This is a genomic window from Neobacillus niacini, from assembly GCF_023715785.1.
Classification (GTDB): Bacteria; Bacillota; Bacilli; order Bacillales; family Cytobacillaceae; genus Neobacillus; species Neobacillus niacini_E.
The window spans coordinates 1-25,819 of record NZ_JAMBOX010000031.1; the positions used below are offsets into that span (position 1 = coordinate 1).

The 25,819-nt window shown below is 45.5% G+C and carries 24 protein-coding genes, 1 rRNA gene and 1 pseudogene; 22 read left to right on the top strand and 4 right to left on the bottom strand.

Annotated features, from left to right (window positions below; all coding sequences use genetic code 11):
* Positions 1 to 136: 136 nt before the first annotated feature.
* Positions 137 to 1,300: an NAD(P)/FAD-dependent oxidoreductase gene (locus M3234_RS27835; RefSeq protein ID WP_262307782.1), complete on the top strand. Its 1,164-nt coding sequence runs from the start codon at positions 137 to 139 to the stop codon at positions 1,298 to 1,300.
* A gap of 11 nt (positions 1,301 to 1,311) precedes the next feature.
* The gene (locus M3234_RS27840) at positions 1,312 to 2,181 is read left to right on the top strand and encodes an RNA polymerase sigma-70 factor (protein ID WP_262307783.1); all 870 of its coding nucleotides are present in this window, start codon (positions 1,312 to 1,314) and stop codon (positions 2,179 to 2,181) included.
* A gap of 43 nt (positions 2,182 to 2,224) precedes the next feature.
* Here the strand turns inward: M3234_RS27840 and M3234_RS27845 are convergent, their stop codons facing one another.
* Positions 2,225 to 3,301, bottom strand: coding sequence for a Gfo/Idh/MocA family protein (locus M3234_RS27845; RefSeq protein ID WP_262307784.1), 1,077 nt, complete (start codon positions 3,299 to 3,301; stop codon positions 2,225 to 2,227).
* A 95-nt stretch (positions 3,302 to 3,396) separates the two neighbouring features.
* Between M3234_RS27845 and M3234_RS27850 the strand changes: the two genes are divergently transcribed.
* The 13 genes from M3234_RS27850 (at position 3,397) to M3234_RS27910 (ending at position 15,496) form a co-directional block, all read left to right on the top strand.
* Positions 3,397 to 3,864 (top strand): SRPBCC family protein, encoded by a 468-nt coding sequence (locus M3234_RS27850; RefSeq protein WP_262307785.1) that lies wholly within the window; start codon positions 3,397 to 3,399, stop codon positions 3,862 to 3,864.
* A gap of 193 nt (positions 3,865 to 4,057) precedes the next feature.
* Positions 4,058 to 4,987, top strand: coding sequence for an alpha/beta hydrolase (locus tag M3234_RS27855; RefSeq protein WP_262307786.1), 930 nt, complete (start codon positions 4,058 to 4,060; stop codon positions 4,985 to 4,987).
* 150 nt (positions 4,988 to 5,137) lie between these two features.
* The gene (locus M3234_RS27860) at positions 5,138 to 5,992 is read left to right on the top strand and encodes an ABC transporter permease subunit (protein WP_262307787.1); all 855 of its coding nucleotides are present in this window, start codon (positions 5,138 to 5,140) and stop codon (positions 5,990 to 5,992) included.
* A 286-nt stretch (positions 5,993 to 6,278) separates the two neighbouring features.
* Positions 6,279 to 6,731: a CoxG family protein gene (locus M3234_RS27865; RefSeq protein WP_262307788.1), complete on the top strand. Its 453-nt coding sequence runs from the start codon at positions 6,279 to 6,281 to the stop codon at positions 6,729 to 6,731.
* 44 nt (positions 6,732 to 6,775) lie between these two features.
* Positions 6,776 to 7,297, top strand: coding sequence for a (2Fe-2S)-binding protein (locus M3234_RS27870; RefSeq protein WP_262307789.1), 522 nt, complete (start codon positions 6,776 to 6,778; stop codon positions 7,295 to 7,297).
* Complete coding sequence (locus M3234_RS27875; protein WP_262307790.1) at positions 7,294 to 9,642, top strand: xanthine dehydrogenase family protein molybdopterin-binding subunit; 2,349 nt, start codon at positions 7,294 to 7,296, stop codon at positions 9,640 to 9,642. The genes M3234_RS27870 and M3234_RS27875 overlap by 4 nt, the downstream gene beginning before the upstream one ends.
* Positions 9,639 to 10,496 (top strand): FAD binding domain-containing protein, encoded by an 858-nt coding sequence (locus M3234_RS27880; protein ID WP_262307791.1) that lies wholly within the window; start codon positions 9,639 to 9,641, stop codon positions 10,494 to 10,496. The genes M3234_RS27875 and M3234_RS27880 overlap by 4 nt, the downstream gene beginning before the upstream one ends.
* Before the next feature lie 397 nt (positions 10,497 to 10,893).
* Positions 10,894 to 11,994 (top strand): XdhC family protein, encoded by a 1,101-nt coding sequence (locus M3234_RS27885; RefSeq protein ID WP_262307792.1) that lies wholly within the window; start codon positions 10,894 to 10,896, stop codon positions 11,992 to 11,994.
* Entirely contained in the window at positions 11,991 to 12,605 is a 615-nt protein-coding gene (locus M3234_RS27890; protein WP_285858846.1) for a nucleotidyltransferase family protein, read from the top strand. The genes M3234_RS27885 and M3234_RS27890 overlap by 4 nt, the downstream gene beginning before the upstream one ends.
* The gene (locus M3234_RS27895; protein WP_262307794.1) at positions 12,602 to 13,486 is read left to right on the top strand and encodes a 5-oxoprolinase subunit B family protein; all 885 of its coding nucleotides are present in this window, start codon (positions 12,602 to 12,604) and stop codon (positions 13,484 to 13,486) included. Before M3234_RS27890 ends, M3234_RS27895 begins: the two co-directional genes overlap by 4 nt.
* The gene (locus M3234_RS27900) at positions 13,479 to 14,456 is read left to right on the top strand and encodes a 5-oxoprolinase subunit C family protein (RefSeq protein ID WP_262307795.1); all 978 of its coding nucleotides are present in this window, start codon (positions 13,479 to 13,481) and stop codon (positions 14,454 to 14,456) included. Before M3234_RS27895 ends, M3234_RS27900 begins: the two co-directional genes overlap by 8 nt.
* Positions 14,457 to 14,471: 15 nt before the next feature.
* Positions 14,472 to 14,708: an acetyl-CoA carboxylase gene (locus tag M3234_RS27905; RefSeq protein WP_262307796.1), complete on the top strand. Its 237-nt coding sequence runs from the start codon at positions 14,472 to 14,474 to the stop codon at positions 14,706 to 14,708.
* 26 nt (positions 14,709 to 14,734) lie between these two features.
* Positions 14,735 to 15,496: a LamB/YcsF family protein gene (locus M3234_RS27910; protein WP_262307797.1), complete on the top strand. Its 762-nt coding sequence runs from the start codon at positions 14,735 to 14,737 to the stop codon at positions 15,494 to 15,496.
* 194 nt (positions 15,497 to 15,690) lie between these two features.
* Here the strand turns inward: M3234_RS27910 and M3234_RS27915 are convergent, their stop codons facing one another.
* The 3 genes from M3234_RS27915 to M3234_RS27925 form a co-directional block, all read right to left on the bottom strand.
* Positions 15,691 to 16,623 carry an endonuclease I family protein gene (locus M3234_RS27915; protein WP_262307798.1) on the bottom strand — a complete coding sequence of 311 codons (933 nt, stop codon included), beginning with the start codon at positions 16,621 to 16,623 and terminating at the stop codon, positions 15,691 to 15,693.
* Positions 16,624 to 16,695: 72 nt separating this feature from the next.
* Positions 16,696 to 17,910 (bottom strand): amidohydrolase family protein, encoded by a 1,215-nt coding sequence (locus M3234_RS27920; RefSeq protein ID WP_262307799.1) that lies wholly within the window; start codon positions 17,908 to 17,910, stop codon positions 16,696 to 16,698.
* A 5-nt stretch (positions 17,911 to 17,915) separates the two neighbouring features.
* On the bottom strand, positions 17,916 to 19,004 hold the full coding sequence (locus M3234_RS27925) for a hypothetical protein (protein WP_262307800.1): 1,089 nt from the start codon (positions 19,002 to 19,004) through the stop codon (positions 17,916 to 17,918).
* Positions 19,005 to 19,157: 153 nt separating this feature from the next.
* On the opposite strand from M3234_RS27925, the gene map reads away from it, so the two are divergent.
* The 7 genes and pseudogenes from map to M3234_RS27955 all read left to right on the top strand — a co-directional run.
* On the top strand, positions 19,158 to 19,898 hold the full coding sequence (gene map, locus M3234_RS27930) for a type I methionyl aminopeptidase (protein WP_262307801.1): 741 nt from the start codon (positions 19,158 to 19,160) through the stop codon (positions 19,896 to 19,898).
* A 232-nt stretch (positions 19,899 to 20,130) separates the two neighbouring features.
* Complete coding sequence (locus M3234_RS29805; protein WP_396954001.1) at positions 20,131 to 20,409, top strand: aminoglycoside 6-adenylyltransferase; 279 nt, start codon at positions 20,131 to 20,133, stop codon at positions 20,407 to 20,409.
* A 52-nt stretch (positions 20,410 to 20,461) separates the two neighbouring features.
* Complete coding sequence (locus M3234_RS27935) at positions 20,462 to 21,244, top strand: HAD family hydrolase (RefSeq protein WP_262307802.1); 783 nt, start codon at positions 20,462 to 20,464, stop codon at positions 21,242 to 21,244.
* A 131-nt stretch (positions 21,245 to 21,375) separates the two neighbouring features.
* Positions 21,376 to 22,062 (top strand): BsuPI-related putative proteinase inhibitor, encoded by a 687-nt coding sequence (locus tag M3234_RS27940; RefSeq protein ID WP_262307803.1) that lies wholly within the window; start codon positions 21,376 to 21,378, stop codon positions 22,060 to 22,062.
* Positions 22,063 to 22,237: 175 nt separating this feature from the next.
* Positions 22,238 to 23,468 (top strand): annotated as a pseudogene (locus M3234_RS27945) (DUF438 domain-containing protein).
* Positions 23,469 to 23,645: 177 nt separating this feature from the next.
* Positions 23,646 to 25,079, top strand: coding sequence for a DHA2 family efflux MFS transporter permease subunit (locus M3234_RS27950; RefSeq protein ID WP_262307804.1), 1,434 nt, complete (start codon positions 23,646 to 23,648; stop codon positions 25,077 to 25,079).
* A gap of 416 nt (positions 25,080 to 25,495) precedes the next feature.
* Positions 25,496 to 25,819: ribosomal RNA gene (locus M3234_RS27955) — 16S ribosomal RNA — on the top strand; the annotation flags it as partial.

The following is a 25,819-nucleotide window of genomic DNA, read 5'->3' on the forward strand; positions in this document are numbered from 1 at the left end:
AGCGTACCCATATGATGGAATAGTTTCACATAATATAAAAATATTGTTAGGAAGCGTGTCGAAAAATATTTTTTTGACACCCCACCAGCGGCTCAAACCGTTGATAAATCAACATTTATAGAGGGAGTGGATCTTAATGAATGAAAAGGAAACGATTGTGGTGGTTGGCGGAGGCTATGCTGGAATTAATCTGATTCATCATTTGCGAAAGTTGTTTTCACCACGGTTAATGAAGGATTTGGATATCATTTTGGTGGATATAAATAATTATCATTTTAAAAAGGTGAAGTTGTTTAAGGGAATTGTGGAAGATCGTATTCATAGTCTAAAAGTTCGGTTAACTAAATATTGCGGAGACGGAATTCAATTTATCCAAGGCGAATTAACCGCAATTGACCAAGATCGGTCTTTGATTGAACTCATCGGCCCAACTGGGAACATTCAAGAGGTGCCCTTTAGCTGCCTAATCCTTGCGCTCGGAAGTGTAGCTCGAAAAGTGAATCCGTCACTTGGCGGGGTGACGCTCGACAGTATGGAGGCTGCAAAGCAAATCAGACAGGACCTGCTAACTAGAATCCAATCGGGAGATGAAAAAGTAAGGGTTGCCGTTGTTGGCGGTGGAATTACCGGAATTGAAACATCGGCTGAGATTGTTTCGTGGTTAAAGAAAGAAGCGCTAGCAGCAGGAAAGGACCCATCCGGAGTGGAAGTTATATTAATAGATAACAAGGATCGCCTGCTCTCAGATATTCCAGAAAAGGTTGGTTACCAACTTGAAAAGAGGCTAAACAAACTGGGGGTAACCGTCCTTCATCAGGTAAAGGCTGATGGTTTCAAAAAAGGAATGATTACGTTTAATAATGGTTCTCAATTGGATGCAGACTATTGTATTTGGACGGTAGGTCTTAAACCACACCCGAGCCTAACAAGATTTTCTATGCCGCTGCATGAAAATGGCAAACTATTGACCGATTCCTGGTACCGCATTAAAAACTCGAAAACTATTTATGCCATTGGCGACTGTGTTCATGTGGTGGATCCCCTGGACGGGAGAGTGGCCGGAATGAGCTGCAAGGAAGCCATTAACCAGGCAGGCAGACTGGCAAAAATCATCAAAGCCGATCTGGAGGGTACTGGATCGGAGCCCCACAAAACGTACCCAGACTTGAATTGTATTGGACTGGGCCTGGAAGATGGGTTCGTTTGGGCGCAAAAGTGGGGAATCGATTTTGTGCTCTCTGGACGACTCGGGGCGAAGGTACGGGAATATACATGGAATATGGCCAGTTTGTTTCATTAGGGGGAAGCTGAATGGTATTGGATGAACTTTATCAAGAGTATAAATCATTGCTGTTTTCGATCGCCTATCGGATGCTGGGCACCGTATCCGATGCCGAGGATATCATTCAAGATGTGTTTCTCCGTGCAGGTGAAGTAGATTTGGCCAAAATTGACAATAAAAAAGCCTATCTATGTAAAATGGTCACCAACGCCTGTCTAGATTATCTTAAATCAGCAAGGAAAAAGCGTGAGGTCTATATCGGGCCATGGCTTCCGGAACCGCTCCTCGTTCAGGAAAATGATCCGTATGGCGAAGTTGTGAAAGGAGAACTGGTTTCCTTTGCGGCACTGCTGCTGTTTGAAAAATTAACACCAATTGAGCGGGCTGTTTTTATTTTAAGAGAAGTACTTGAATATGAGTACCAGGCTGTCGCGGAGATTGTTGGGCGAACGGAAACCACCTGCAGAAAGATTTACAGCCGCGTGAAAAAGAAGCTTCCTGGATTGGGAGGGGAAGAAATCAAGGCAAATCATGACAGAAAAGAGGAGATTATCGGCAGTTTCCTTTCAGCAATTTTTGACGGAAATGCCAGCCGATTGGAACATCTGCTGTCTGAGGATGTTATCCTATACTCGGATGGCGGCGGAAAGACGTATGCTGCCATTCGGCCAATCCACTCGAGGGAATTTGTGGTTCGCTTCATCGAAAGCCTGACAAAACAGCTTAACTCAAGCAGGGATAAAACGGCCCAAGTTCAAATAATACAAATAAATGGCCAGACTGGAGTGGTGGCTGTAGGGTTAGACAATGTAATGTCAGTGATTAGCTTTCATGTTCTTAATGATCAAATCCAAGAAATATACGTAGTTAGGAACCCCGAGAAACTAAAGCATCTTTAAAGCAAAAGGAACCCTTCTTTTATCGAAGGGTTCCAAAAAATTTTTATAGAATAGTAATCTTGCGGCCTTCCTTTGCGGATAATCTGATGGCGTCCAATACCTTTTGTGTTTCATGACCATTATGAAAATCAGCAAGGTACGGATGCTTAATTCCAGATGTGACCGTTTCATAAAGTGCATCAAGGGCACGATGAAACCCGTTGTAATACCTGGCAGGTACCGCAGGCATATCTTCCGGTGCTGTTAAATCCGAAAGCAATTCGATTTTTTCGAGCTGGGCATCCCCTGAAGCAAGGAAAACCTGATAATCGTCCAACATCACAAGTGTTCCATTAGTACCAAAGATCTCCAATCGCCATGTATTGGCAGTTTGGCGCGTAGCTGAAACAAGCTCCATTGTGACGGTGGTCCCGTTTTCAAGCTTGCCTATCACTTGGTAAGCATCATCGGCAGTGCGGTGTTCGACTGTCCCATCCTCTGAGATTTGGGTCGGGACATGAATGGGAAGATTGGCAAAAACTTCAGAGAACCGGCTTTCAAACCACCAATGAAGGGAGTCAGTCATATGCGAGCCCAGGGCACCGAGCATCCCGCCGCCCGTTTCTTCCTTGGCGAGCCAGCCGCGAGGGTTTGCCATAAGTGAGAGATAATTCTGGAACGTACAAAGGTAACGGACATGCAAAACTTTTCCAAGACTGCTGCCATCCAAAATTTCCTTCACTTTTTGGCGGGCCGGCAGAAATCGAAATTCATGGTTGATCAGACCGAGTTTCCCGGCATTTTCTCGAGCAGCCAACATCAGGACCGTTTCTTCCGTACTTAGTGCCATAGGTTTTTCACAAACGACATGCAATCCCTTCTCGTAAGCCGCCAACACCATATCCTTATGTAAATGAATAGCAGAGGCCACCACAACAAGGTCAAGCGATTCTTGCTGGAGCATTTGCTTCCAATCAGTATAGATGTTTTCTACTCCACTTACAGTTTTTGCATTTTCCACATTGCCTCTTGATACACTTGCAATCGCAGCAACTTCAAAGCCTTCGTGAAACTTCATCATTGGCGCATGCACCTTTGCGCCGAACCCGGTACCAATAATGCCAACTTTAATTTTCTGCATAATCACTACCTCCATTCTAATTGGATAATTTTAGTTTAAATCGAACAAAGGAAAAAGGCGAATTTTTAGAATTGAACCAAATAGGGGGAAAGGCAATGAAATTCGAATTCACGGTCGATATTCCGGCACCAATAGAACTCGTCTGGAAAATAGCCCAAAATCCGGAATTAAGGCCTTCATGGGACGTGAGAATTGCCAATTATCAGGTTCATGGTCCGCAAGAAAATGGCGCGGAAGTAACGATTAAATTTCGTGTGTTCTTCTTTCGACCCGTTGGGAAAGCAAGATTTATCTTGTTTAACCCTCCGAAACAATCGATACTTCGGATTGAACAAGTAAAGCCGGCGATTATTCCGACCGGAGGTGGAACCTGGATGTTTCAGGAGATTGAGAATGGGACCAGGATGATTTCCCGTTTCAACCTTGATACAAAAAAAAGTAGATTCTCTGGGGACTGGCTTACATGGTTTTTCGTCTGGTTTGACACAACAAGGTCTTTGAAAAGACTTAGAAAACTTGTTCTAAAAAAAGTAAAAGAGACTGAAGTAGCCAGTTTTGAATAAATTTAATAAAATCCTCATAAAAATGGACGGATAGCAATATCTGCAGAAGATCGGGAACTTTTTTATTCCGTTAACGTAAATAATTTCTATTTTTGAAGAAGTAAGGTCGATTATAAGGTTTGTGGCAGGAAAAAATTGGCTTCTATCGAAATTTATATATGTATCTAAATTTCGATAGAAGGAAGGCGAAGAGATGTCACTTGATCCACAAACGAAATTTGTATTAGACCAAATGGCTGCTGCCGGTGCTCCTCCAATGGAAACTTTATCACCGGAAATGGCAAGACAGGCATTTGTATTGCCGAAGGGTGCTCTTGAAGAAGTAGGGAAGGTGGAGAATCGGACGATTCCTGGACCGGCAACGGACATCCCTGTTCGTGTTTATTACCCTAAAGGACTAAAACCGGTAAACCCAGCTTTAGTTTTCTATCATGGCGGCGGCTGGGTAATCGGCAATCTGGACACTCATGACGAAATCTGCCGCGCTTTAACCAACTACGCCAACTGCGTGACCATTTCCGTCGACTACCGCCTAGCTCCTGAACATAAATTTCCTGCCGCAGTTGAGGACTCTTATGCCGCCGTTCAATATGTGTATGACCATGCAGAAGATTTCCAAGTGGACCGTAACCGAATTGCCGTTGGCGGTGATAGTGCCGGAGGGAATCTCGCCGCTGTTGTAACCAATCTTGCAAAAGACAAAAACTCACCTTCTATCTGTTTCCAGTGTCTGATTTATCCAAGCACGAATATAGGCGGAGAGCCAACCCCTTCAATGGTTGAGAATGCACAGGGCTATTTCCTTGAGAAAGGCACGATGGAATGGTTCCGTGACTGCTACCTGAACGGTGAAGAAGACAAACAGAACCCGCTTGTATCACCCATGCTTTATGAAGATTTCCAAGGCTTGCCTCCAGCATTAGTCATTACTGCTGAGTACGACCCATTACGGGATGAAGGCGAATCATACGCAAAGAAACTCGCTAAAGCAGGTGTAGAAGTGGAAACAATCCGCTATCATGGGACAATTCATGGTTTTGTCAGCATGTCAGCCGTTATTGCCCAAGGTAAAGTTGCCTTGGAAAAAGCCGGAGAAGCATTAAGGAAAGCATTCGAAAAATAATATTTCAAAAATGAGTGTTTGGCTGGTTCAATCCCCAAACACTTTTTTTAGTTAATAATCGCCAAAAAATATAAAAATATGTATAATAGAAATGCTGTTTTACCTAATTATTGTAAAACTTCCATAATATGATGGTAGAAAGGGGTACATATGAAGGCTGTTCGTTTTTTAGGGAAGATGATTACTTTGATCTTGCAATGCGTCATTGCAGTTGAAGTGCTGATCTTAATAGGTGTTTTTCCAATCCTTTTTAAAAATTTAACGTTTAACCCATCCGAGTACTTTCAAGCCATTATCGAGTTTAATAAAAGGTTGGTTGAATTCACTCCATTGACAATAGATGGGACAAACCCAATTTTTCCAACGATATTTGATAAATACATAGAATCTATGAAAATACTGGGATTAGGGATTCTGGCCGCCTGTTCCATCGCATTTTTTCTATCCTATCTGGCGTTTTTCTTTTTTAAAAAGAGAATGAAAAGAATCAAAAATATTCTTGAAATCGCTGAGGCCATCCCTGACTTGATGTTAATCCTGTTGCTGCAGCTGGCCGTTATTGTCATTTATAAAAATACAGGGATTAAGCTGGCGACTGTCGTATCGGTGCGGGAAAAAGCGATTCTGCTCCCTGTCATTTGTTTAAGTGTGCCGATCAGCTTTTACATCACAAAGGTAATCATCCATCACATTGAAGAAGAATTGGAGAAGTATTATGTGGAATTGGCCAAGGCGAAGGGTTTGACTTTTTCTTATATTTTAAACATTCACGTTCTGAGGAATATCGTAGATGGACTGTTCGGGACTTCCAAAACCGTCTTTTGGTCAATGCTGTCGACATTATTGGTCATAGATTACCTATTTAATATGAATGGCCTGATGCGGGCCATGCTGGTGGGGACGGACCCATTTGTCATCGGCTGTATCCTGATTTTCGTCCCATTTTTCCTGCTTTACCGGGTTTATGAATGGGTAAGTTTTGAACGAAGAAGGGGCACGCCATAGGATGAAAAAGGATTTTGCTGTTTGGCCACCAGTTTATTCAAAACCTGCAGCTTTTGGCACATCTTCGCTTATAAACGATTCATTTAAAGAATATGTTCAAAGAAAACAAAAATAAGTACAAATCAAGGATAATCGCAAGTCGATTATCCTTTTTTCTATTATCGCCGATTAATTTAAAATTCTTAGAATAATAGGGTACAACGGCTCGTAAGAATAGGATAAGTGTACCAATTTTGGCTATTTTCTATAAAAAACACCAAAACAGTCATTCAAAGGAGGGGAAAAGTTGAGAATTGAATACAGCTATACCTTCGACTTACCAAAGGACACTGTATGGCGGTACATACAGGATGACAGGGTTCTTAGAAGTTCTCTTCCAGGCTGCCAGACATTTGAAGAAATGCCTAGCGGTATCTATGCTGCCGAACTGGGGCTGAATACGGGCCCGGTCAAGGGTCTGTTTTCCGCAGAAGTCCAGCAGGTAGATCAAATCCCGCCTACCTATTATCGGCTGTTGGTGAAAGGGAAAGGCAAGCCTGGGGAGATTGATGCTGTAGCGGACATGATTCTTGAAGAGGCAGAGGAAGCAGAAGGGGGTACAAAGATAACCTGTGTCGCCGAAATTGAAGTGACGGGTGTGCTTGCCTCAGTGGGGCAACGTGTGATGGTAGGTGTAGCGAAAGTCATTCTTGGGCAATTTTTCAAGGCTGCGGAAAAAGAAATGCAGAATGAAATCTAACCAGTTTCGAAAGCGCTTTATTTTTGAAAAAGGAGGTAGATGGGGTGACGAAAAAATGGAATGTCGAAGTGAAAGTAAATGGGAGAGTCAAGCGGGCAGAGGTTGAACCACGACTGTTGCTTGTCCATTTACTGCGCGATGAGTTCAACTTAACCGGGACGCACATCGGATGTGACACGAGCCAATGCGGCGCCTGCACAGTGATGATGGACGGCAAAGCCGTGAAATCCTGTACCGTACTGGCCGTTCAGGCAGACGGAGCTGAGATTCAAACTGTGGAAGGACTGGGCACGGTTGATCAGCTTCATCCGATTCAGGCGGGATTTTGGGAAAAACACGGGCTGCAATGCGGGTTTTGTACGCCAGGGATCATGATGGCCGTCAACGGTCTGCTGCAGGATAATCTAAATCCGTCCGAGGCGGAAATAAGAGATGCCCTTGACGGAGTGATTTGCCGCTGCACCGGATACCAGTTTATTGTCAAAGCGGTTCAACAGGCGGCGGAAACGATTCGAAACTCCCAGCAACAATCACAAGTCGTACCGGCAGAGGGGGGAAGCGTATGACAAAGGTCGTCGGCAAGCCGCTGAAGCGAAAAGAAGACCCAAAGTTGATTACCGGAAACGGGCAGTTCACTGATGACATTAAATTAACCGGGATGCTGTATATGGCGGTCAAACGAAGTCAGCATGCACATGCCCGTATCAAAAGGATATCCGTGGATGCTGCCTTGAAGCTTCCTGGCGTGGTCGCCGTTTATACCGGCAAGGATGTACAAGATAAAATCAAGCCGATCCGCTCGATTTGGCTGGTGCCGGGCTGTGACTTAATCGCCAAGGACCGCGTTCCGCTTGCGGTGGATAAGGTCAATTATACCGGAGAAGCGGTGGCTGTAGTCATCGCTGAAAGCAGGTACTTAGCTTCTGATGCCTTAGATTTAATCGATGTAGTGTACGAAGAGCTTCCGGCGGTCGTTCATCAGGAGGCGGCCATCGAGGGATCGGCCCCGGTGATTTACAATGATGTACCGGGTAATGTAGCTTTTACATGGAAGGCAGGCGAAGTGCCTGAGGAAGTGTTCGCCAATGCCGAAGTCGTGGTCAAGCAGCGTTTCTATGAGCAGCGCGTTGCGGCCAACCCAATGGAAACCCGGGGAGCAGTGGCGCAATATAACCCAGGCAGTGGCGAATTGACGCTATGGTGCACCTCGCAGAATCCGCATATTCATCGGTTGCAGTATTCTGAGGCATTAGGGATATCCGAAACAAAATTGCGGATTATTGCTCCGGATGTCGGCGGCGGCTTCGGAGCGAAAATTGCTGTTTATACCGAGGAGGCGTTGGCGGCTTTTGCGGCAATGGACTTAAAGCAGCCGGTGAAATGGATTGAGGATCGCCAGGAGCATTTCCTCGCGACCAGCCATGCCCGTGACCAAGTGATAACCACTGAACTTGCGGGGACAAAGGATGGAAAGATTCTCGCGATTCGCACCCGCAATGTAGCCAGTCTTGGCGCTTATTTATCGACGATGGGGGCCGGGGTACCAACAATTGATTTCGGGTTGATGGTGACAGGGGCTTACACGATTCCATATGCCCAGGCGGAAACGATTGGTGTCTATACCAACACGACGCCAACTGACGCTTATCGCGGCGCCGGAAAACCAGAAGCTTCTTATCAGATTGAAAGAATCGTCAGCTTGTTTGCCGAAAAAATTGGCATGGACCCAGTCGAAGTCCGACGAAAAAACCTGGTACAGAAAGGGTCTTTCCCGTATACAAATCCAATGGGCTGCAATTATGACTCCGGCGATTATCAAAAGGTACTCGAACAGGCCTTGGAAGCGGCAGGTTATGCCGGGCTGCGCAAAGAACAGGAAGAGGCGCGTAAAAACGGCCGTTTACTAGGAATTGGCATCTCCACTTATGTTGAGTTGTGCGGGCTAGGGCCGTCGGCAGTGGCTGGGGCTATTGGCTTTGGCGGAGGGCTTTATGAAAACTGTACGGTCCGTGTCCATCCAAGCGGCAAGGTAACGGTATTAACGGGGGCATCGCCGCATGGTCAGGGTGAAGGAACCACGTTTGCCCAGGTAGTGGCTGAAAAGTTTGGCATCCCAATTGAGGATGTCGAGTTGTTCCACGGTGATACCCATATGATTTCGATGGGTTGGGGCACGTATGGCTCCCGGACCACACCGGTGGCTGGCGGAGCGTTAGCGATTGCCGCCGACCGCGTGATTGAAAAAGCAATTAAAATTGCCGCTCACGAGCTGGAGGTATCGCCTGAGGAACTGAAATTTGAAGACGGTGCCTTTATGGTGAAAGGCGATCCGGACAAGAAGCGTACATTCAAGGAGATTGCTTGGTCGGCGAACAATGCCTGGAATTTGCCGGCAGGTGTGGAGCCGGCTTTGGAAGGCCAATGCTTCTTTGATCCGCCGGATTTCGTTTATCCATTTGGGGCCCATATTTGTGTCGTTGAGGTTGACCCTGACACAGGTGTCGTGGACCTAAAGAAATATGTTTCAGTTGATGATGTCGGCCGTATCCTGAACCCGCTGATTGTCGAGGGCCAGGTTCATGGCGGTCTGGCGCAGGGCATCGGTCAGGCGTTATGGGAACAGACCGTCTACTCCGAAAAAGGCCAGCTGTTATCGGGTACGTTCATGGATTATGCGATGCCGAAGGCGAAGTTTTTCCCGATGATCGAGTCAAGTTTCGTTGAATCGCCAAGCCCGGTTAATCCTTTAGGGGCAAAAGGTGTAGGCGAGACAGGAACGACCGCTGCACCGTCTGCGGTTGTCAATGCGGTGATGGATGCGCTAAAGCCATATGGCGTGGTCGATTTGGAAATGCCGCTGACCCCGGAAAAGGTGTGGAAGGCGATTCAAAAAGGGAGGGCTGTAAAATGATCCCTGTTAGCTTTGATTATGTACGGGCGGCATCGATTCCGGAAGCAATCCAATTATTGAAAAATAGCAATGGCGAGGGCAAGCTGATTGCCGGCGGGCACAGCCTGGTCCCATTGATGAAGTTTCGGTTGTCGAACCCGGGCACATTGATTGATATTAGCGATGTCAATGAGATGAAGGGAGTTGGGATTGTTGGCAGCAGGCTGGTAGTTGGGGCGCTGACCACCCATGCGGAGGTTGCTGAGGACACGGCGGTGCTAGCTCATTTGCCTGTATTGGCGGAAGCGGCCAAGCAAATTGGCGATATGCAGGTACGCAATAAGGGCACCGTCGGCGGCAATATTGCCCACGCCGACCCATCGGCCGATTTGCCGGCCGTGGCGCTCGCGTTGGATGCCGTCGTCCACCTGACGGGTGAGGACGGCGAGGAGAAGGTGCCGATTCAGGAGTTCTTGCTTGGGCCGTTTATCACCTCGTTGCCGGAAACAAGTGTCGTAACCGCGATTTCCTTTGCCGTTCCTCCTGCCGGGACGCAAAGTACGTATCTAAAATATTTCCACCCGGCATCCGGATATGCGGTGGTGGGCGTGTGTGCAGTTGGCGGTAAAACGGCGGAGGGCCTTGTCAATCATGTCCGTATCGGAATCACCGGGGCGGGCGATTGCGCCTTCCGCACCGAGCAGGCTGAAAAGTTTCTGTTCGGAAAACCGGCAACGTTAGAAAATATTAAGCAGGCAGCCAGTCTCGCTGCTGCCGACGGCGACATGGGCGAAGACCTATTTGCCTCGAGCGAGTACCGGGCCCACCTTTGCAAGGTGTACACCGAGCGGGCCTTGCGGAAGGTACTGGGGTAGGATGAACTGACATCAAAGAAGGCCAAACCACCGAGAAAGGTTTTTAAGAAACTTGTGGTTTGGCTTTTGCTTTTCGTGTTCTGTAGGTTGTCTGGGAAAATTGCGGCCGAACTCTCTGTAGAAATGCTATCGCAGAAATATCGTCGGTTATCGCAGATAAATCAAAATTATCGCGGATATATTTCTATAATCGCAGATATATTGTGTTTTATCGCGGATATATCTCAAATTATCGCAGATATATTTTTCCCCAGTCGAAAAATGACCAATTTTAATAGGCTTTACGGATGAAAACAGAGGTTTTTGCTCTAATTATGTTAATTTTCGAACCCAAATTTACAAAATGCTTACCAAAATCTATTAATCTTGAAAGTTCCCATACAAGGAAGTGTACGAAATGTTATCGAACCGGCAAATTACCGAGCTTTTATCAAGCATGATACAAAATGGGCAACCTGGCGTGTTGGCAACTGTTGTCGCGGTTCAGGGGTCGGCCTATAAACGTGAAGGAGCCAAGATGATCATCGAACAAAATGGGGATTACCACGGGATGATTTCCGGGGGCTGTTTAGAGGCCGATGTGGCAGCCTCGGCCGAGGAAGTTTTCAGCTCGGGGAACCCGATTCTAAAGAAATACGAGCTGGACGAGGACCTTGTCTGGGGGCTCGGGCTGGGCTGCCCGGGCACAGTGGAAATTTTGATTGAGCCGATTGATTCCTCGAGGTTGGGTCAGCAAATGGCCGATGCTTATGCCAAAAATCAAGCGATTGTCGTTTGCAAACTTCTCGAGTCCGAGGAGAGGCCGCTGCTGGTGACGGAAGCCAATGTTTTTGGCGACAACTGGGCTGATGAAATTTTACAAGAAAGCACCATGATGATGGCCGCGCAGAAATTGGCGCAGCAAACACCTTCATCAGAGACCATTTTTTTGACAAAAAAGACCGGGGAAGAGGTCCGCGTGTTCTTTGATGTTACCATTCCTCCGCCAAAGCTTTTCCTATTTGGTGCCGGCCATGACGCCATTCCGCTGGCCCATTTAGGTTGCACTCTCGGGTTTCACACAACAGTCATTGACCCGCGCCCTGCCTTTAACACAACAGAACGGTTTCCTACCGCCCACAGCCTGTTGACTGAGACGGGTCAAATCGATACCCGGACCTATTGTGTCATCATGAACCATCATTTGGAACGGGATATGGAATCATTGGCCTATGCGTTAAAATCGGATGCCCTCTATGTAGGCCTATTGGGCCCGCGGATTAGAAGGGCAAAAATCATGAATCACCTGAAGGAACAGGGAATCACTTTTTCAAACAAGCAGCTGGAAAAACTGCATAGCCCGATTGGTCTCGATATTGGCGCGGAAACCCCGGAGGAGATTGCCCTAAGCATCATGGCGGAAATCACCGCATTCCGTAATGGCCACCAGGGTGGCTTTTTAAAAGAAAAAGCGTTTATTCATAAACCGACCCGCTTATTGGCTGAAAAGCAATCATGATTGCCGCAATCCTGTTGGCTGCCGGAAGGTCGTCGAGAATGAAGTATCCCAAACCGCTGTTGGAGTGGCAAGGCCGGACGCTGTTGGAGCACCAAATGACTCAGCTTGCCAGGCTGCCGGTTGCGGAGATCATTGTTGTCCTGGGCCATGAGTTCGATCGCATTTTAGAAGAAGTTTCGAGTCACGATCAACGCGTAAGTTTTATCATATGTGACGATTTTCAAGAGGGGCTTAGCGCTTCGTTAAAATGCGGATTGCAACATGCGGAAGGAAAATATGACAGCGTTCTACTGATGCTGGTTGATTTACCACTGATTCAAACAGGGACCTTTGAGCAGGTCTACGAAACTGGTGCAAAACTACTAGATACCTCCGATGAACCGTTTGTTGTCCAGCCCAGCTATCAAAGACATCCCGGTCATCCTGTTTTTATTGGGCATTTTGAGAAGCTAAACTGGCAATCGCTACAAGGGGATGTTGGGGCAAAACCGTTAATGAAACAGATTAAGAATCGTATTTTACTAGAATCTGTGGACAGAGGGGTCGTGTATGATATCGACACACCTCAGGCTTATTTGGAAGCAATAAAAATGGAAGAGGTGAGAAAATGAGCAAATTGCATACCCGCTACGAATACGGCGGGGACGAGTTTGTCTTTGTCCAGCTCTCGGAAGCGATGAGTTTGGAGGCGAATTTTAAAGGAATTGCGATAACACGAAAACTGAAGGAACGAAATCTTGAGGGCATTATCGATATTTGCCCTGCCAACGCCTCCTATATGGTGCGGGTTGATCCTGATGTTCTTCATCCTGATCGGTTAATTAATGAATTAAGGGAAATTGAAGATAGCATTAAAGATTTGGACATCGAAATCTCCTCACGGGTTGTGGATGTCCCGGTTTTATTTGAAGACCCATGGACACATGAGGCGGTGATGATGTTCCGCGACCGCCACCAGGACCCCAATTCGACGGACCTCGAATACAGCGCCAGAATAAATGGCTACAACAGCAAGGAGGAGTTTATTGGGGCGATTGATGCCGCGCCGTTTCTTGTCTCAATGATTGGCTTCGTGCCTGGCTTGCCGTGGTGCTTCCAAATCGTCAGACAGGAAAAACAAATTGAAGTGCCGAAATATGTCCGGCCGCGGACCTATACCCCGGAGCGCACCTTTGGCTTTGGCGGAGCGTTTGCCGTCATTTATCCGGTTCAAGGGGCTGGCGGTTATCAAATGTACGGAATTGCTCCGGCACCCATTTACCAAAAGGAACAAACATTGCCAGATTTCCAGGAATCAATCGTGTTCCCGCAGCAGGGCGATATATTCCGCTACCGCAGCATCACTAGGGATGAATATGATGCCGTGCGCGCAGAAGTGGAAGCCGGAACCTTCACCTATCGAAAAAAAGAAATTACGTTTACGCCGCAGGAGGTTTTGGAAAATCCGGAGCGTTTCTCGGAAATGGTGTTGAGGAGGTTGTACCATGATTAAAGTGCTGAAGCCCGGGCTGCAAACGACGGTTCAGGACCAGGGGAGACTCGGATTATATGAAATTGGCATGCCTCCTTCGGGTGCAATGGACCAGTTTGCCCTCCGGGTCGGGAATATGATTGTCGGCAATCATCCCAATGCCGCGGTCCTAGAAATTACTTATATCGGCCCCGAGCTAATATTTGAAAAAGATACGCAGATCAGTTTGACAGGAGGTTTGATTCCGCCAAAAATCAACGGGGTCCCGGTGCCAATGTGGGAAACTCTCGCTGTAAAAGCGGGTGATGTTCTTTCGTTTGATTTTGTTAAATCGGGGGCGCGGATCTATTTGGCGGTGGAGGGCGGAATCGATGTGCCGCTTGTGATGAATTCCCGTTCGACCTATACGCTGATCGGCATTGGCGGATTTGAAGGAAGGGCTTTGGCAGAAGGCGATGTTTTGGCCACGGGAGACCTGCATGAACGGAAGGTGGCGGCCGGGACAAGGATTGAGGAATCGCTTATTCCTACTTTTGGAAGAAGTCATGAAATCCGGGTAATCGTTGGGTTATGCAGCTATCGGCTGACAGAAGAAAGTAAGCGAATCTTTCTTGAGACCGAATGGACGGTTACACCGGAAGCGAACCGCATCGGCTATCGACATAAAGGGCAGCGCCTACAATTCGTTGAGCGTGAACAGCCGTTTGGCGCCGGAAGCAACCCGTCCAACGTGACCGATTTAGGGTATCCGATTGGCTCGATACAGGTGCCGGATGGCGTGGAACCGATTGTGCTCCTGCATGATGCGGTTACCGGTGGCGGTTATGCGACCGTTGCTACCGTCATCAGTACTGACCTGAACAGGATGGGACAAATCAAGACAAATGAAAAGGTAAAGTTCGTTTCCGTCGGCCTCGAGGAAGCGTTGCAAATCCGCAAGGAAAACCAGCTTGTGTTAAATAAAATCGCCGAGAACATTGCTTCTCGTTAATAGGAGGGATGTTGTATGAGCAAAGCGATTATTGCGCCGCTGCCGGGTGTTTTTTACCGCCGCCCGTCTCCAGATCAGCCGGAATATGTTCGGGAAGGGGATCAGGTGAATCCAGGAGACATCGTAGGGTTGATCGAAATTATGAAAACCTTTTACGAGTTAAAGGCGGAAGAATCCGGCGTCGTAGCTGGATTTTTGGTGAATAATGAAGACATTGTCGATGCCGGGCAGGAAATTGCCCTATTAAAATAGTGTGGTTTTGGAGGTGATTTCGCCATATGAAGGTAGATTTGAATTGTGATATGGGAGAGAGCTTCGGACTCTACCAGATTGGCAATGATGAGGAAATGATGAAGTACATTTCCTCCGCCAATATTGCCTGCGGGTTTCACGGCGGTGACCCGTATGTGATGAACCAGACTGTTCAGCTCGCAAAAAAATACGGCGTGGCGATTGGCGCCCACCCCGGGTTTCCGGACTTAATGGGGTTTGGCCGTCGCTACATGAGCTGCACCCCTGAAGAGGTAAAGGATTACGTCGTATACCAAATCGGGGCTTTGAAGGGATTTGCAGAACGTTATGGCCTCGAACTGCAGCATTGCAAGCCGCACGGCGCGCTTTACATGATGGCGATGAGCGATGAAAAACTCGCCCGGGCGATTTTGGAGGCCATCGCCGGTGTCTCCGAAAGAATGATTGTCTTCGCGTTAAATAATTCGGCGGTCGCCCATGTCGGGGAGGAGATGGGCATCCCGATTGCGTATGAAGTGTATGCGGACCGCGAACATACGGTTGATGGGTCAATTATCCTGACGAGGACAGGGCCGACTATCCAAAGCTATGAGGACATGGCCAGGCGGGTGGTCCGAATGGTGGAGGAAAAAAAGGTATTTATACCTGATGGCGAAGAGGGTGTTGTCGAGGTTCATACGGTATGTATTCATGGTGATACCGTCGGGGCGCCGAAACTGATCAAACAAATTCGAATTGCCCTCGAAGTAGCGGGGATAACCGTCGAACCGGTTAGGGAAATATTATAAAAGACACTTTTGAATAAAAACCAACGATAGTGTCTTATAGAACGCTTCTATTAGACAAAATAGGTTTGGTCTGAGTCCAAACTGTCTTATAGAGCGCTTCTATAAGACAAAATCACCAGTACCCATCAATGAATTGTCTTTTAGGATTAACGTTTAGAAAACTAGCACCATCTTCCAAGCAGATGGTGCTAGTTTTAATGAATCGAAAATAAAATTTTCTCTACTAAATCTGGAAAATCAATAAACGGATTACGGTTACCCTGGATCCTATAAATCGCTTGATTCCGGTGCTTCTCATGAAGGGTTGCCGGGAATTCGTGATGCCAGCGAACCAGAAGGGGAATGTCCATTTCTATCCGAAATGATTTTTTTATCGCCTTTGGATAGCGGAGCAGAAAATATAGCATCGCCCTGGCTGCAGCCCCCTTGCCGTACTCAGGCTCAAACCGCTCGCCTGCGGCAATCCCGCAATAATTATGAATCGGTTCGTTCGGTGATTCAGGATTATAAAAACTAAAATCTTCATAAGGAAAATTTGAGCGGGAGATATTACATTCAGGTTCACACACAAATAAGTGGTGTAAATCACCTTTCATCGGCTCCACCGCCCCGAACCACGATTGCGGAACAATATGCTCGGTATTCAATTTCAACGACCGCTCATATAATTTCAATTCTTTAAAAGACTCGAATTCAGAATCCTTTATTTTTCGCAGAAACTCTTGAAATTTTTCGTATTTTTGGCTAATCGATTCATAGTCTTCAAGAATCACAGTTTCTGGATTTTTCCTTTCACCGCTATAAATGCTTTTTACCGATCCGTCCGGATGCAAATCGACCCAAGTATATAAATATAAATCCTTGCTGATAAAATAGGGAATGATATTTTTGTGCGTCTTTGTTAGTAACTCACTATATTGATAGAACAAGCTTAACCCATCAGGACCAGCTTCGGAAATCGGTCTATAATACTGCAGAATATCAATTTCGTCTTGCTTTTTACTATAATATATCTCAAGATTATCCCTGATCTTTTGCTTGTTTTCTTTTAAAAACCGTAGTTGCCTATGTAAATCGACGAATTTTTCCCTGCTTACCTTAGCGGCTTTTTTCTTTTTCTTCGACATTTGAGATCACCATCCCTATAAATCTATTATAAGTAAAGAAAGCGGGAAAAACTGCCCAAACTTCTGGGCAGTTTAATGACGTTGGATTACTTTCAACCCTCGATAAAAAACCTTCTTTATTTTTTCGGCGTCAATGATTTCTAACCCGGGGACCCCTTCAGCTACTAAAAAGTTTGCCTCCAGTCCAGGTTCTAAACGACCGAACCGATCAGCCTTTCCTAAAATCGCAGCGGGGTGATCTGTTAAGAGGCCTAGAATTTTATTTTCATCATAGCCTTGATTTTTTAAAGCAAGCATCGCTGGCTCCGAGATCAGCATTAATTCCGCTGGCCCTCTTAGGGTTTGGTCCTGAAAAGTCAGCCAAGGGACACCTTGATAAGGCGGGAGGTAGGCGTCTGTTGAAATCGAGACGGGAATGTTTTTTTCGAAAAATTTCACGATTTCCTCTGGGGAATTCGGCCGTAAGTGGGTGCCGCCCATTGGGGTCGCTACAATGTGAACCCCGCTTCGGGCAGCTCTTTCAATCTGCTCGTCGGTTATCCCATGTGCATGATGTAGAACATCGAAGCCGGCGTCCAAGGCCATGTCAATCGCCGCTTCTCCCGCAACATGGCAGCCAATTCGCTTTCCAAGCTGATGATAGACCAAAACAATACTCTTCAACTCCTCGAGTGTATAAACAATTTCCCCTGCTCGTGGAACCTCGTCAGCAGTGAAATTGGCAGGGGTTGCATTAATAAAAACATTCTCGCCAGGATAATCGCTTGCCTCGGCAATGTTGCGAACAATCAGCGGGTTGGTTAATTCCTTTTGTTCGATGCTGCGAGACTCGGTCACCGCGCTGAAATGGGCCAATTTTTCAAAGCCGACCGAAATGCTCGTTGTGGCGAAGGATAGATCCATCGGCAGGTCCTGGGCGATTTTTCGATAGTCTCCAAGTGAAAAATCGCAGAGCGGATGGCCGCAGATTTGTTCCCCGAGCGCGGTGATGCCGCATGATAGAGCGTGGAACAAGATCGCCCGGCCCGCAATAAAATGGGTTTCCGGTGTAACAGGATAAAGCGTCGTCGGAGCAAATTCAAGCAGATGTGTGTGGCAATCGACTAAAGCAGGAGTAATAATATATTGGGAGCAGTCCATTACTTCAAAATCGGGAAACAACTTACTCAGGTCCTCCCACGTTCCGACAGCTTTAATTTTTCCATTAGCAACAGCCATTGCCCCATCCATAATCGTTCCTACCTTACTGACTGTGACAATTTTCTTGCCGCGTATAATATATTTCATCATCATTACACCAAAAATGGAGTCAGGAAGTAGCCAAGCACACAAGCGGTAATAAAGCGGAGCACCATGCCAATAATCGCCGCTTCGAGCGCTTCCCGTTCATTTAAATTGGACGTCTCCGCCCATGTTACCGGAATTTGCCCGAAGATAACTGATAAAGGCAGGCCGGAATTGGCGAGGACAAAGGATCCGACAATTAACCGCGGGTCGATGGTGCTGGCAAGGTCAGCAAGCTGAGCAACAGCTAATGTTGGTGCAGCCAAAATAGAAACAATTCCTGTCCCGGGCTCGATACTTAAAAGGGTTAGCACCGATGACAATCCGGACTCAATCGGACCCCACAGTCCAAAAAATTTCAAGGCACCGATGAAGAAGAATACAGCGGCTACAGCAGGAATGATAATCAAGAATAATAGCTCAACGCCTTCCTTTGCCGAGGAAAAAATGGTATTCAAAAATCGTGTATTCGGCGTAAACCTTGGCAATTCCTCAATGTCCACTTTCTTTGTATCCCGATAAATGGTTCTGGATAAAAGGAATGGAACAACGATGATGGGCATGAAAATCGATAGAATCACTAGTGGAAAGGCTCTGATACCAAAGGCGGTTAAGGCGATGAGGCCCAACACAAAAGTAGCGAATGATTGGGGTGACTGAATCATGGTGGCTACGGCAATTTTTTGCTCCGCTTTTGTCGCATTGGCTTTGACAAGAATCGGACAGGAGATTTTTCCGGCGGCATTAATATCGCCGAGGATATTATAAACGCTTGGGATAATTACGGATGGGTTTATTTTAAACCACTTCATAATTGGGACAAACAGACGGATTAAGCCATCTGTAAAGCCTAATCGTTCCAACAGACGGCCAACGACAACGCTTACAATAATCGCGATGCCGACCTCGCTTGTCAGGAAAATGTCAACGACAACGGGTTTAACCTCTTTGATCATCGTGTCAAACAGCTTTGACAGCGAGTTTGGCGCAAATAACAGGACGACTAAGGAACTGAATACCAACAATATGCCAATGATTTCAATAAGCTGCCACCTCGACCTTGCGGTTTTTGCGGTTCGGGCTTGTTCTTTTTCCATGCAAAATTACCTCCAACCACTTTTTATCTAGATTATTCACGTCGGGGAATTGTGTGTTTGTCTCGAAGGCTGGATGGCTTCTCCTTGAAATATTCATAACAGAAAAGCTACAATATAGTACATATAATTAAAAGAAAGAAGTAGGGAAAAAACATGATTGCAAAGACAGAAGCAGATTTTAACGGATTAAAGGAAATTGGCCGGATTTGCGGAATGATCAGGGATGAATTGGTCGGCCGTACCAAACCGGGGATTACCACAAAGGAACTCGATGAAATTGCGGGAGAGCTTTTTGAAAAAGAAGGAGCAGTATCGGCTCCCAAAGGAGAATATGATTTCCCTGGCTACACCTGCATTAGTGTGAATGAAGAAGTCGCCCATGGGATTCCAGGCAGCCGGGTCATTCAGGAGGGGGACCTCGTGAACATCGATGTGTCCGGGTCCAAAAATGGCTATTTCGCAGATACTGGCATCTCGATTGTGGTTGGAAGTGGCGATGAAGTATTGACGAGGCTGTGCGAAGTAGCGAAATTAGCATTTGAGGAAGGCGTCAAAAAAGCAAAACCTGGTTCGAGAAAAAGTGCTCTCGGTAAAGCGGTTGTGAAAACGGCTAGAAATCACGGCTTTACGGTGATTGCAAATTTGACCGGTCACGGAATCGGCCGCACGATTCACGAAGAACCTTCGTATATTTACAATTATTATGAGCCTTCGGACGATGAGCTGTTAAAGGACGGCATGGTAATCGCTTTTGAACCGTTCATCTCAACGGATGAAGAAGAGGTTTTTGAAAAAGGTGACGGCTGGACGTATGTCACGGAAAAAAGCTTCGTCGCTCAGTACGAACATACGATGATTTTGACTAAGAATGGGCCAATCATCACAACCCTTTAATTGACAAAACGCTGTGATTGATACAGCGTTTTTTCTTACATAAGTTTGTTAGAATATTCTTTCTTTTGTGCAATTTATAGAGAGAGGGGAGAAAGAATGATGATGCAAATGCCGGAGGACAAAGTGATGCCGCCACCATTAAAACAGGGACATTTTGTCTCCTTATGTAAAGTTCATGTTCGAGCAAATTAACCGGAATGTGCTCAACCAAATGTAGGGATGGTCAATCGGAATCAGGTTCGATTTTTCAAAAAGCATTGGGGCTTTCGGCAAGTACTTAAAAGATTTTCTCGAGCAGGATGATTGGGAAGAATACACCTCTACATATGCAGATGCTGAAGAAGAAAATATTTGGGAATCGCTACTTGCCATGTACAAGTTATTTCGCCAAGCAGCCACACATGTCGCAGGACACTTTGGCTACGAATATCCCTCTGCGGACGATCACAATGTAATGGCACATCTCATTCATATTAAAATCCTCCCCAAAAGTGCGCAGGAAATGTATTAGGGTTTTTTTAAAAAGATGGTAAACTAGTAAAAAAAGCAAAGTGAGGCTGACCATGATAAAAGCAATTTTCTTTGATTTGGACGACACCTTGTTGTGGGATCAAAAGAGTGTGAAGGAAGCGTTTGTGGCAACGTGCAGGGTGGCGCAAGAACGGTTTGGGTTAGACCCTGATTTGTTAGAGGATCAAGTGAGGGAATCGGCCAGAAAGCTGTACTCTTCCTATGAAACTTATGAATTTACGCAAATGATCGGGATTAATCCGTTCGAGGGACTGTGGGGCAATTTCTTCGATGACCAGGATGAGTTCCGAAAAATGAAAGAATTGGTGCCTGGTTACCGAAAGGACGCTTGGACTGCGGGATTAAAGGCGCTTGGTGTGGATGACCCGGATTTTGGCCATGAACTCGGGGAGCGATTCCCGCAAGAACGCCGGAAAAGTCCATTTGTCTATGAAGAAACGTTTGCAACCTTGGATGCATTGAAAGGAAACTATCAATTGCTGTTATTAACGAACGGGTCCCCGGATCTGCAAAACACAAAACTAACGATTACTCCTGAGCTGGCACCCTATTTTGACCATATTGTCATCTCCGGTGATTATGGCAGGGGCAAGCCGGATCCAGGGATTTTTGAACATGCGCTGTCACAGATTGGACTTCAAAAGGAAGACGTCATCATGGTAGGGGACAACCTGATGACCGATATTCTCGGTGCCAATCGCGCCGGAATCAAATCGGTGTGGATCAATCGTCACAATAAAGAACGGAATGAGATAATCCCTACCTATGAAATCCATCATCTTCAAGAGCTATTTGCCATTTTAAAAGAGTTATAAGCAGTTGGCTGCCAATCCTGGCAGCTTTTCTTTATCTTAAAGATCTTTTGCTATTTGCTTGTAACCTCTATTCCCTTTTCTGCGACTATTTGATTGAAACCAAAAAAAACCAAAAAAGGGGTTAATAAACAATGAACAATAAAAAATGGTTATGGGCTGCTGGTTCTGTTTTAGTGTTTGGACTTTTAACCGGTTGCGGGACAGCTTCAAATACAAATGAAAATAGGAGCGGAGCAAAAGCGGAGGCACCGAAGAAGAGTGAAGTTACGGCCAAAGTTAGTTCTACCTTTGAAACAATTGAGGAGAACAATTCTATTAAAGTCAATTACCTTGTAAAAAACACCTCGGGGGAAACACAAAACCTTAGCTTTACCAATGGTTTAAAAGTAGATTTCATTTTATATGACGATCAGGGCAAAAAACTACGCCAACTTTCCGATGAAGTCGTATCCACTCAAGCACTGGAGGAGGTAACCCTCGGAAAGGATGAAGAATTTTCCAAAGAGTTTATTATCGAAGATGTATATAACGGGAAATATATTTTGGAAGTTTTCTTAACAGCAAAAGAGGAAGAGGCAAAAGTATCGAGGCATATTACAGTTGAAAAGTCTTTAACTAAAGCATCCGGTGCTTATATTGGCCAAATCGACCCGCATACAGTTGAGCTGAAAGTAGACGGGACAGAAACAGCTTACCAGCTATCAGAAGAAGCAGCCAACCAAATCGCTTCATTCAAAAAAGACGCCCAGGTAACCTTTGTTTATAAGGAGAATGACAAAGGGCAAAAGGTGATTGATAAGTTTTTGCTAGAACAATAATCATTATTAAGGGGCAATGATTTGGCTAATCATTGCCCTTTAGTTATTAATGTTCACAAGTTGTTAATATATCACTGGTTAAGAATGATTTTAATCACAAACATGGTAAAAAATAAATGCTATTTTTTAATTAAGAATTATTTTCAATTATGATCATGACGTGAAGGAGAATTCGATGAGTGAAATTATTAATAACCGTGAACAAGTAACTTTTAATAATACAGAGCGAATGGAAACATTAAAATCAATCTTTAAAGGTCTTCATAACGGAGGAAACCAGGATGAGGTAAAGGCACATTTTTGATGCTTTTATCGGAAAAGTGACAATTGACGAGATTTCCGAGCTTCAGCTTGAATTTGTCAATGAGGGTATCATGCCGGCGGATGAATTAATGAGGCTTTATACGCAACACACTGATATTTTCAGGGGCAGAATTGCAGACGAGGAACGGCTCCAGAAGCCTGAGGATCAGCCTGGCCATCCTGTTCATACATTTAAATTGGAAAATCGGGAACTCGATAAGCTTGTGAAAACGCAGCTCCAAGTTCATCTTTGGCAGTTTGAAAAAGAGGATTCGACCGATACTATTTTCAGCCTTATAGAGGATATCAATCTTTTGATGGATATTCAAAAACACTTCAGCCGCAAGGAAAATTTGATTTTCCCGTATTTGGAGAAGTATGGCATCTACGGTCCGACCAATAATATGTGGCGAATCGATGATTTCATTGTCGACGCAATTAAAGATGCCCGAAGTAAATTAGCCAATTACAATGGTGATAAAAAGGCAATGATCGACGTCCTTAACTGGATTATTGAAGAAGTAACCGCGATGATTTATCGAGAAGAGAACATTCTGTTCCCGATGGCATTAAAAAATTTCACAGAGGACGAATGGGTCAAAATTGCCCATGAGAGTGATGAAATTGGTTTCTGTTTAACAGGGCCTGCCGCCGAGTGGAAGCCGGAACGAAAAGTGCTGGATGAGAAGACGATTTCTGAAGGTTTTATAAAAATGGAAACAGGAATTCTGTCTTTAAAATAACTGGAACTGCTTCTCAACCATTTGCCGGTTGACGTCACATTCATTGACCAGGATGATGTCGTTCGCTATTTCTCGCATGGCAAGGAGCGCATCTTTGCCCGCACTAAAGCCATCATCGGCCGCACAGTGCAAAATTGCCATCCGCCAAGAAGTGTCCATGTTGTCGAGGACCTGTTGGCAGATTTTAAAGCTGGCAGAAAGGATAGCGAGGATTTCTGGATCAAAGCTCGCGATAAGTATGTGTTAATTCGATACTTTGCAATTCGTGATGAAAATGGAACAAATATAGGGACGATGGAATTTACGCAAAATATTGGTCCTATCAAGGAAATCGAAGGCGAAAAACGGATTCTGTCCTAAAAATTAAACAGAAAGCCCCCTCAGACGTTGAGGGGGCTTTCAACTGTTGTAAAGGCAGAATCTTTGGCTTGAAAAGGAAAAACATGTAAACTTTAAAATACGTTTTTGTAAAAACTCTGTTCAAAACGATATTCAAGATTTAATATGGAACATACAGCAGAAAAAGGAGATGGATGAATGACAGATACTAATTTGAAGCAAGGCCCAATTGTCGCACTGCTATTGGCAGGAACCTTTATTGCGATTCTTAACCAAACATTAATGATTACAGCCATACCGCCGATCATGAGCGAAATGGACATCACCGCCAATAGTGCCCAATGGCTGACGACGATTTTTATGCTGGTGAATGGAATCATGATTCCTATTAGTGCGTTTTTAATAGAACGATTTACGACAAGGCAGCTGTTTATTACGGCAATGAGCGTCTTCGCTATTGGTACCTTGGTAAGCGGAATTGCCCCAAATTTTGAAATGCTTCTGCTGGGTAGGGTCATACAGTCGGCTGGTGCAGGTGTGATGCTGCCACTGATGCAGACGGTATTTTTAATGATCTTTCCGGTAAATCGACGTGGATCCGCCATGGGATTGGTAGGTCTGGTGATTTCCTTTGCCCCGGCGATTGGTCCTGCATTGTCTGGATGGGTTACGTCCCATTATTCCTGGCGAGTTTTATTCTTTATTATATTGCCAATCGCGTTAATTGATATTTTAGTAGCGTTCCTTGCCCTAAAAAATGTAACCGAAGTTTCCAAACCAAAAGTCGATGTCCTTTCCATTATTCTTTCCAGTTTTGGCTTCGGGGGACTCCTGTACGGGTTCACCAGTGCCGGTAATTACGGGTGGTTTAGCCCGGTTACACTAGTCACATTAGGGATTGGCGGGCTCGCGCTCGTATTGTTCATAACAAGACAGTTACGTCTGAAACATCCTATGCTTGAGTTTAAGGTTTTTACCTTTGCCATCTTCCCGCATGCGATTATTATAGGAATGGTTGGCTTTATGGGCTTGATCGGATCTGAGACCATTATCCCTTTATTTATGCAAAACATGCGAGGCTTTACTGCCTTAGATGCTGGCCTGGCCCTGTTGCCAGGTGCGTTGATAAGCGGCTTCATGGCCCCGTTTATCGGCAGGATTTTTGATAGAGTCGGTGCCAGATGGCTGGTAATAACGGGCCTAGTTATTATTACCGCATCGACATTTGCCTTTACAAAACTTGGTCCCGCAACCAGTATGACTTTTATCACGGTTATGTATGGAATCCGAATGTTCGGCTTATCGATGGTTATGATGCCGGTTGCCACGGCAGCCTTAAATCAGCTTCCAAAGCGGTTAATCCCTCACGGAGCGGCAATGGATAATACAATGAAGATGATCGCCGCCTCGGTCGGAACGGCCATACTTGTAACGGTGATGACAACTTCAGCAGAGACAGCGAAACAACGCCCGGAAATCACCAATCCAGACATTTTTGGCGCTAATATGGCATTCATGGTCATTGCCGTTCTTTCTCTGATAACCCTTATTCTTTCATTGTTTATAAAAAATACTCCTGCAGCCGAGGAGGATACCTCCCAAAGAAGAATAACCGTCAATATGCAGGAATAAACAAAAGACATATGCTTTTGGGGCATATGTCTTTTGTTGTGTAACTGGAAAAAATTATCAGTTGCCCGTAGTGTTGATGCGTGTTAAGATATAAAACGTTCCGCTGAAACAGGTTGGAATTTTAAAACTAATTTTTTGTGAATTGGTAATAATTTTTAGTTGTAACGTAGCACCGATAGTGCTATGATAGAAAAGTCGCTTTTGAAACCCTCAATTATAAATGGGGAATTGGTAAAAATTTATAATTGATATTAAAGTAGAAACGCGATATACTAATATTCCTGTCGCTTTCGAGTGACACCGATTGTTCTTTGAAAACTAAACAAACAAAAACGTCAACAATAAAAAAACATCATGTTTCTTCTATATAAAAGGAACATGAGCCAACGTAACTTTATGAGCTAATCAACTCCACTTTATTGGAGAGTTTGATCCTGGCTCAGGACGAACGCTGGCGGCGTGCCTAATACATGCAAGTCGAGCGAATCACTGGGACGCAAGTCCCGCTGATTAGCGGCGGACGGGTGAGTAACACGTGGGCAACCTGCCTGTAAGACTGGGATAACACCGGGAAACCGGTGCTAATACCGGATCATTCTTACCGACACATGTTGGTAAGCTGAAAGTCGGTTTCGGCTGACACTTACAGATGGGCCCGCGGCGCATTAGCTAGTTGGTGAGGTAACGGCTCACCAAGGCGACGATGCGTAGCCGACCTGAGAGGGTGATCGGCCACACTG

Bases quoted from the DNA above. Each gene is read 5' to 3' on its own strand.
- M3234_RS27835 (WP_262307782.1), top strand. From the start codon at position 137: ATGAATGAAAAGGAAACGATTGTGGTGGTTGGCGGAGGCTATGCTGGA.
- M3234_RS27840 (WP_262307783.1), top strand. From the start codon at position 1,312: ATGGTATTGGATGAACTTTATCAAGAGTATAAATCATTGCTGTTTTCG.
- M3234_RS27845 (WP_262307784.1), bottom strand. From the start codon at position 3,301: ATGCAGAAAATTAAAGTTGGCATTATTGGTACCGGGTTCGGCGCAAAG.
- M3234_RS27850 (WP_262307785.1), top strand. From the start codon at position 3,397: ATGAAATTCGAATTCACGGTCGATATTCCGGCACCAATAGAACTCGTC.
- M3234_RS27855 (WP_262307786.1), top strand. From the start codon at position 4,058: ATGTCACTTGATCCACAAACGAAATTTGTATTAGACCAAATGGCTGCT.
- M3234_RS27860 (WP_262307787.1), top strand. From the start codon at position 5,138: ATGAAGGCTGTTCGTTTTTTAGGGAAGATGATTACTTTGATCTTGCAA.
- M3234_RS27875 (WP_262307790.1), top strand. From the start codon at position 7,294: ATGACAAAGGTCGTCGGCAAGCCGCTGAAGCGAAAAGAAGACCCAAAG.
- M3234_RS27880 (WP_262307791.1), top strand. From the start codon at position 9,639: ATGATCCCTGTTAGCTTTGATTATGTACGGGCGGCATCGATTCCGGAA.
- M3234_RS27885 (WP_262307792.1), top strand. From the start codon at position 10,894: ATGTTATCGAACCGGCAAATTACCGAGCTTTTATCAAGCATGATACAA.
- M3234_RS27890 (WP_285858846.1), top strand. From the start codon at position 11,991: ATGATTGCCGCAATCCTGTTGGCTGCCGGAAGGTCGTCGAGAATGAAG.
- M3234_RS27895 (WP_262307794.1), top strand. From the start codon at position 12,602: ATGAGCAAATTGCATACCCGCTACGAATACGGCGGGGACGAGTTTGTC.
- M3234_RS27900 (WP_262307795.1), top strand. From the start codon at position 13,479: ATGATTAAAGTGCTGAAGCCCGGGCTGCAAACGACGGTTCAGGACCAG.
- M3234_RS27905 (WP_262307796.1), top strand. From the start codon at position 14,472: ATGAGCAAAGCGATTATTGCGCCGCTGCCGGGTGTTTTTTACCGCCGC.
- M3234_RS27910 (WP_262307797.1), top strand. From the start codon at position 14,735: ATGAAGGTAGATTTGAATTGTGATATGGGAGAGAGCTTCGGACTCTAC.
- M3234_RS27915 (WP_262307798.1), bottom strand. From the start codon at position 16,623: ATGTCGAAGAAAAAGAAAAAAGCCGCTAAGGTAAGCAGGGAAAAATTC.
- M3234_RS27920 (WP_262307799.1), bottom strand. From the start codon at position 17,910: ATGAAATATATTATACGCGGCAAGAAAATTGTCACAGTCAGTAAGGTA.
- M3234_RS27925 (WP_262307800.1), bottom strand. From the start codon at position 19,004: ATGGAAAAAGAACAAGCCCGAACCGCAAAAACCGCAAGGTCGAGGTGG.
- map (WP_262307801.1), top strand. From the start codon at position 19,158: ATGATTGCAAAGACAGAAGCAGATTTTAACGGATTAAAGGAAATTGGC.
- M3234_RS27935 (WP_262307802.1), top strand. From the start codon at position 20,462: ATGATAAAAGCAATTTTCTTTGATTTGGACGACACCTTGTTGTGGGAT.
- M3234_RS27940 (WP_262307803.1), top strand. From the start codon at position 21,376: ATGAACAATAAAAAATGGTTATGGGCTGCTGGTTCTGTTTTAGTGTTT.
- M3234_RS27950 (WP_262307804.1), top strand. From the start codon at position 23,646: ATGACAGATACTAATTTGAAGCAAGGCCCAATTGTCGCACTGCTATTG.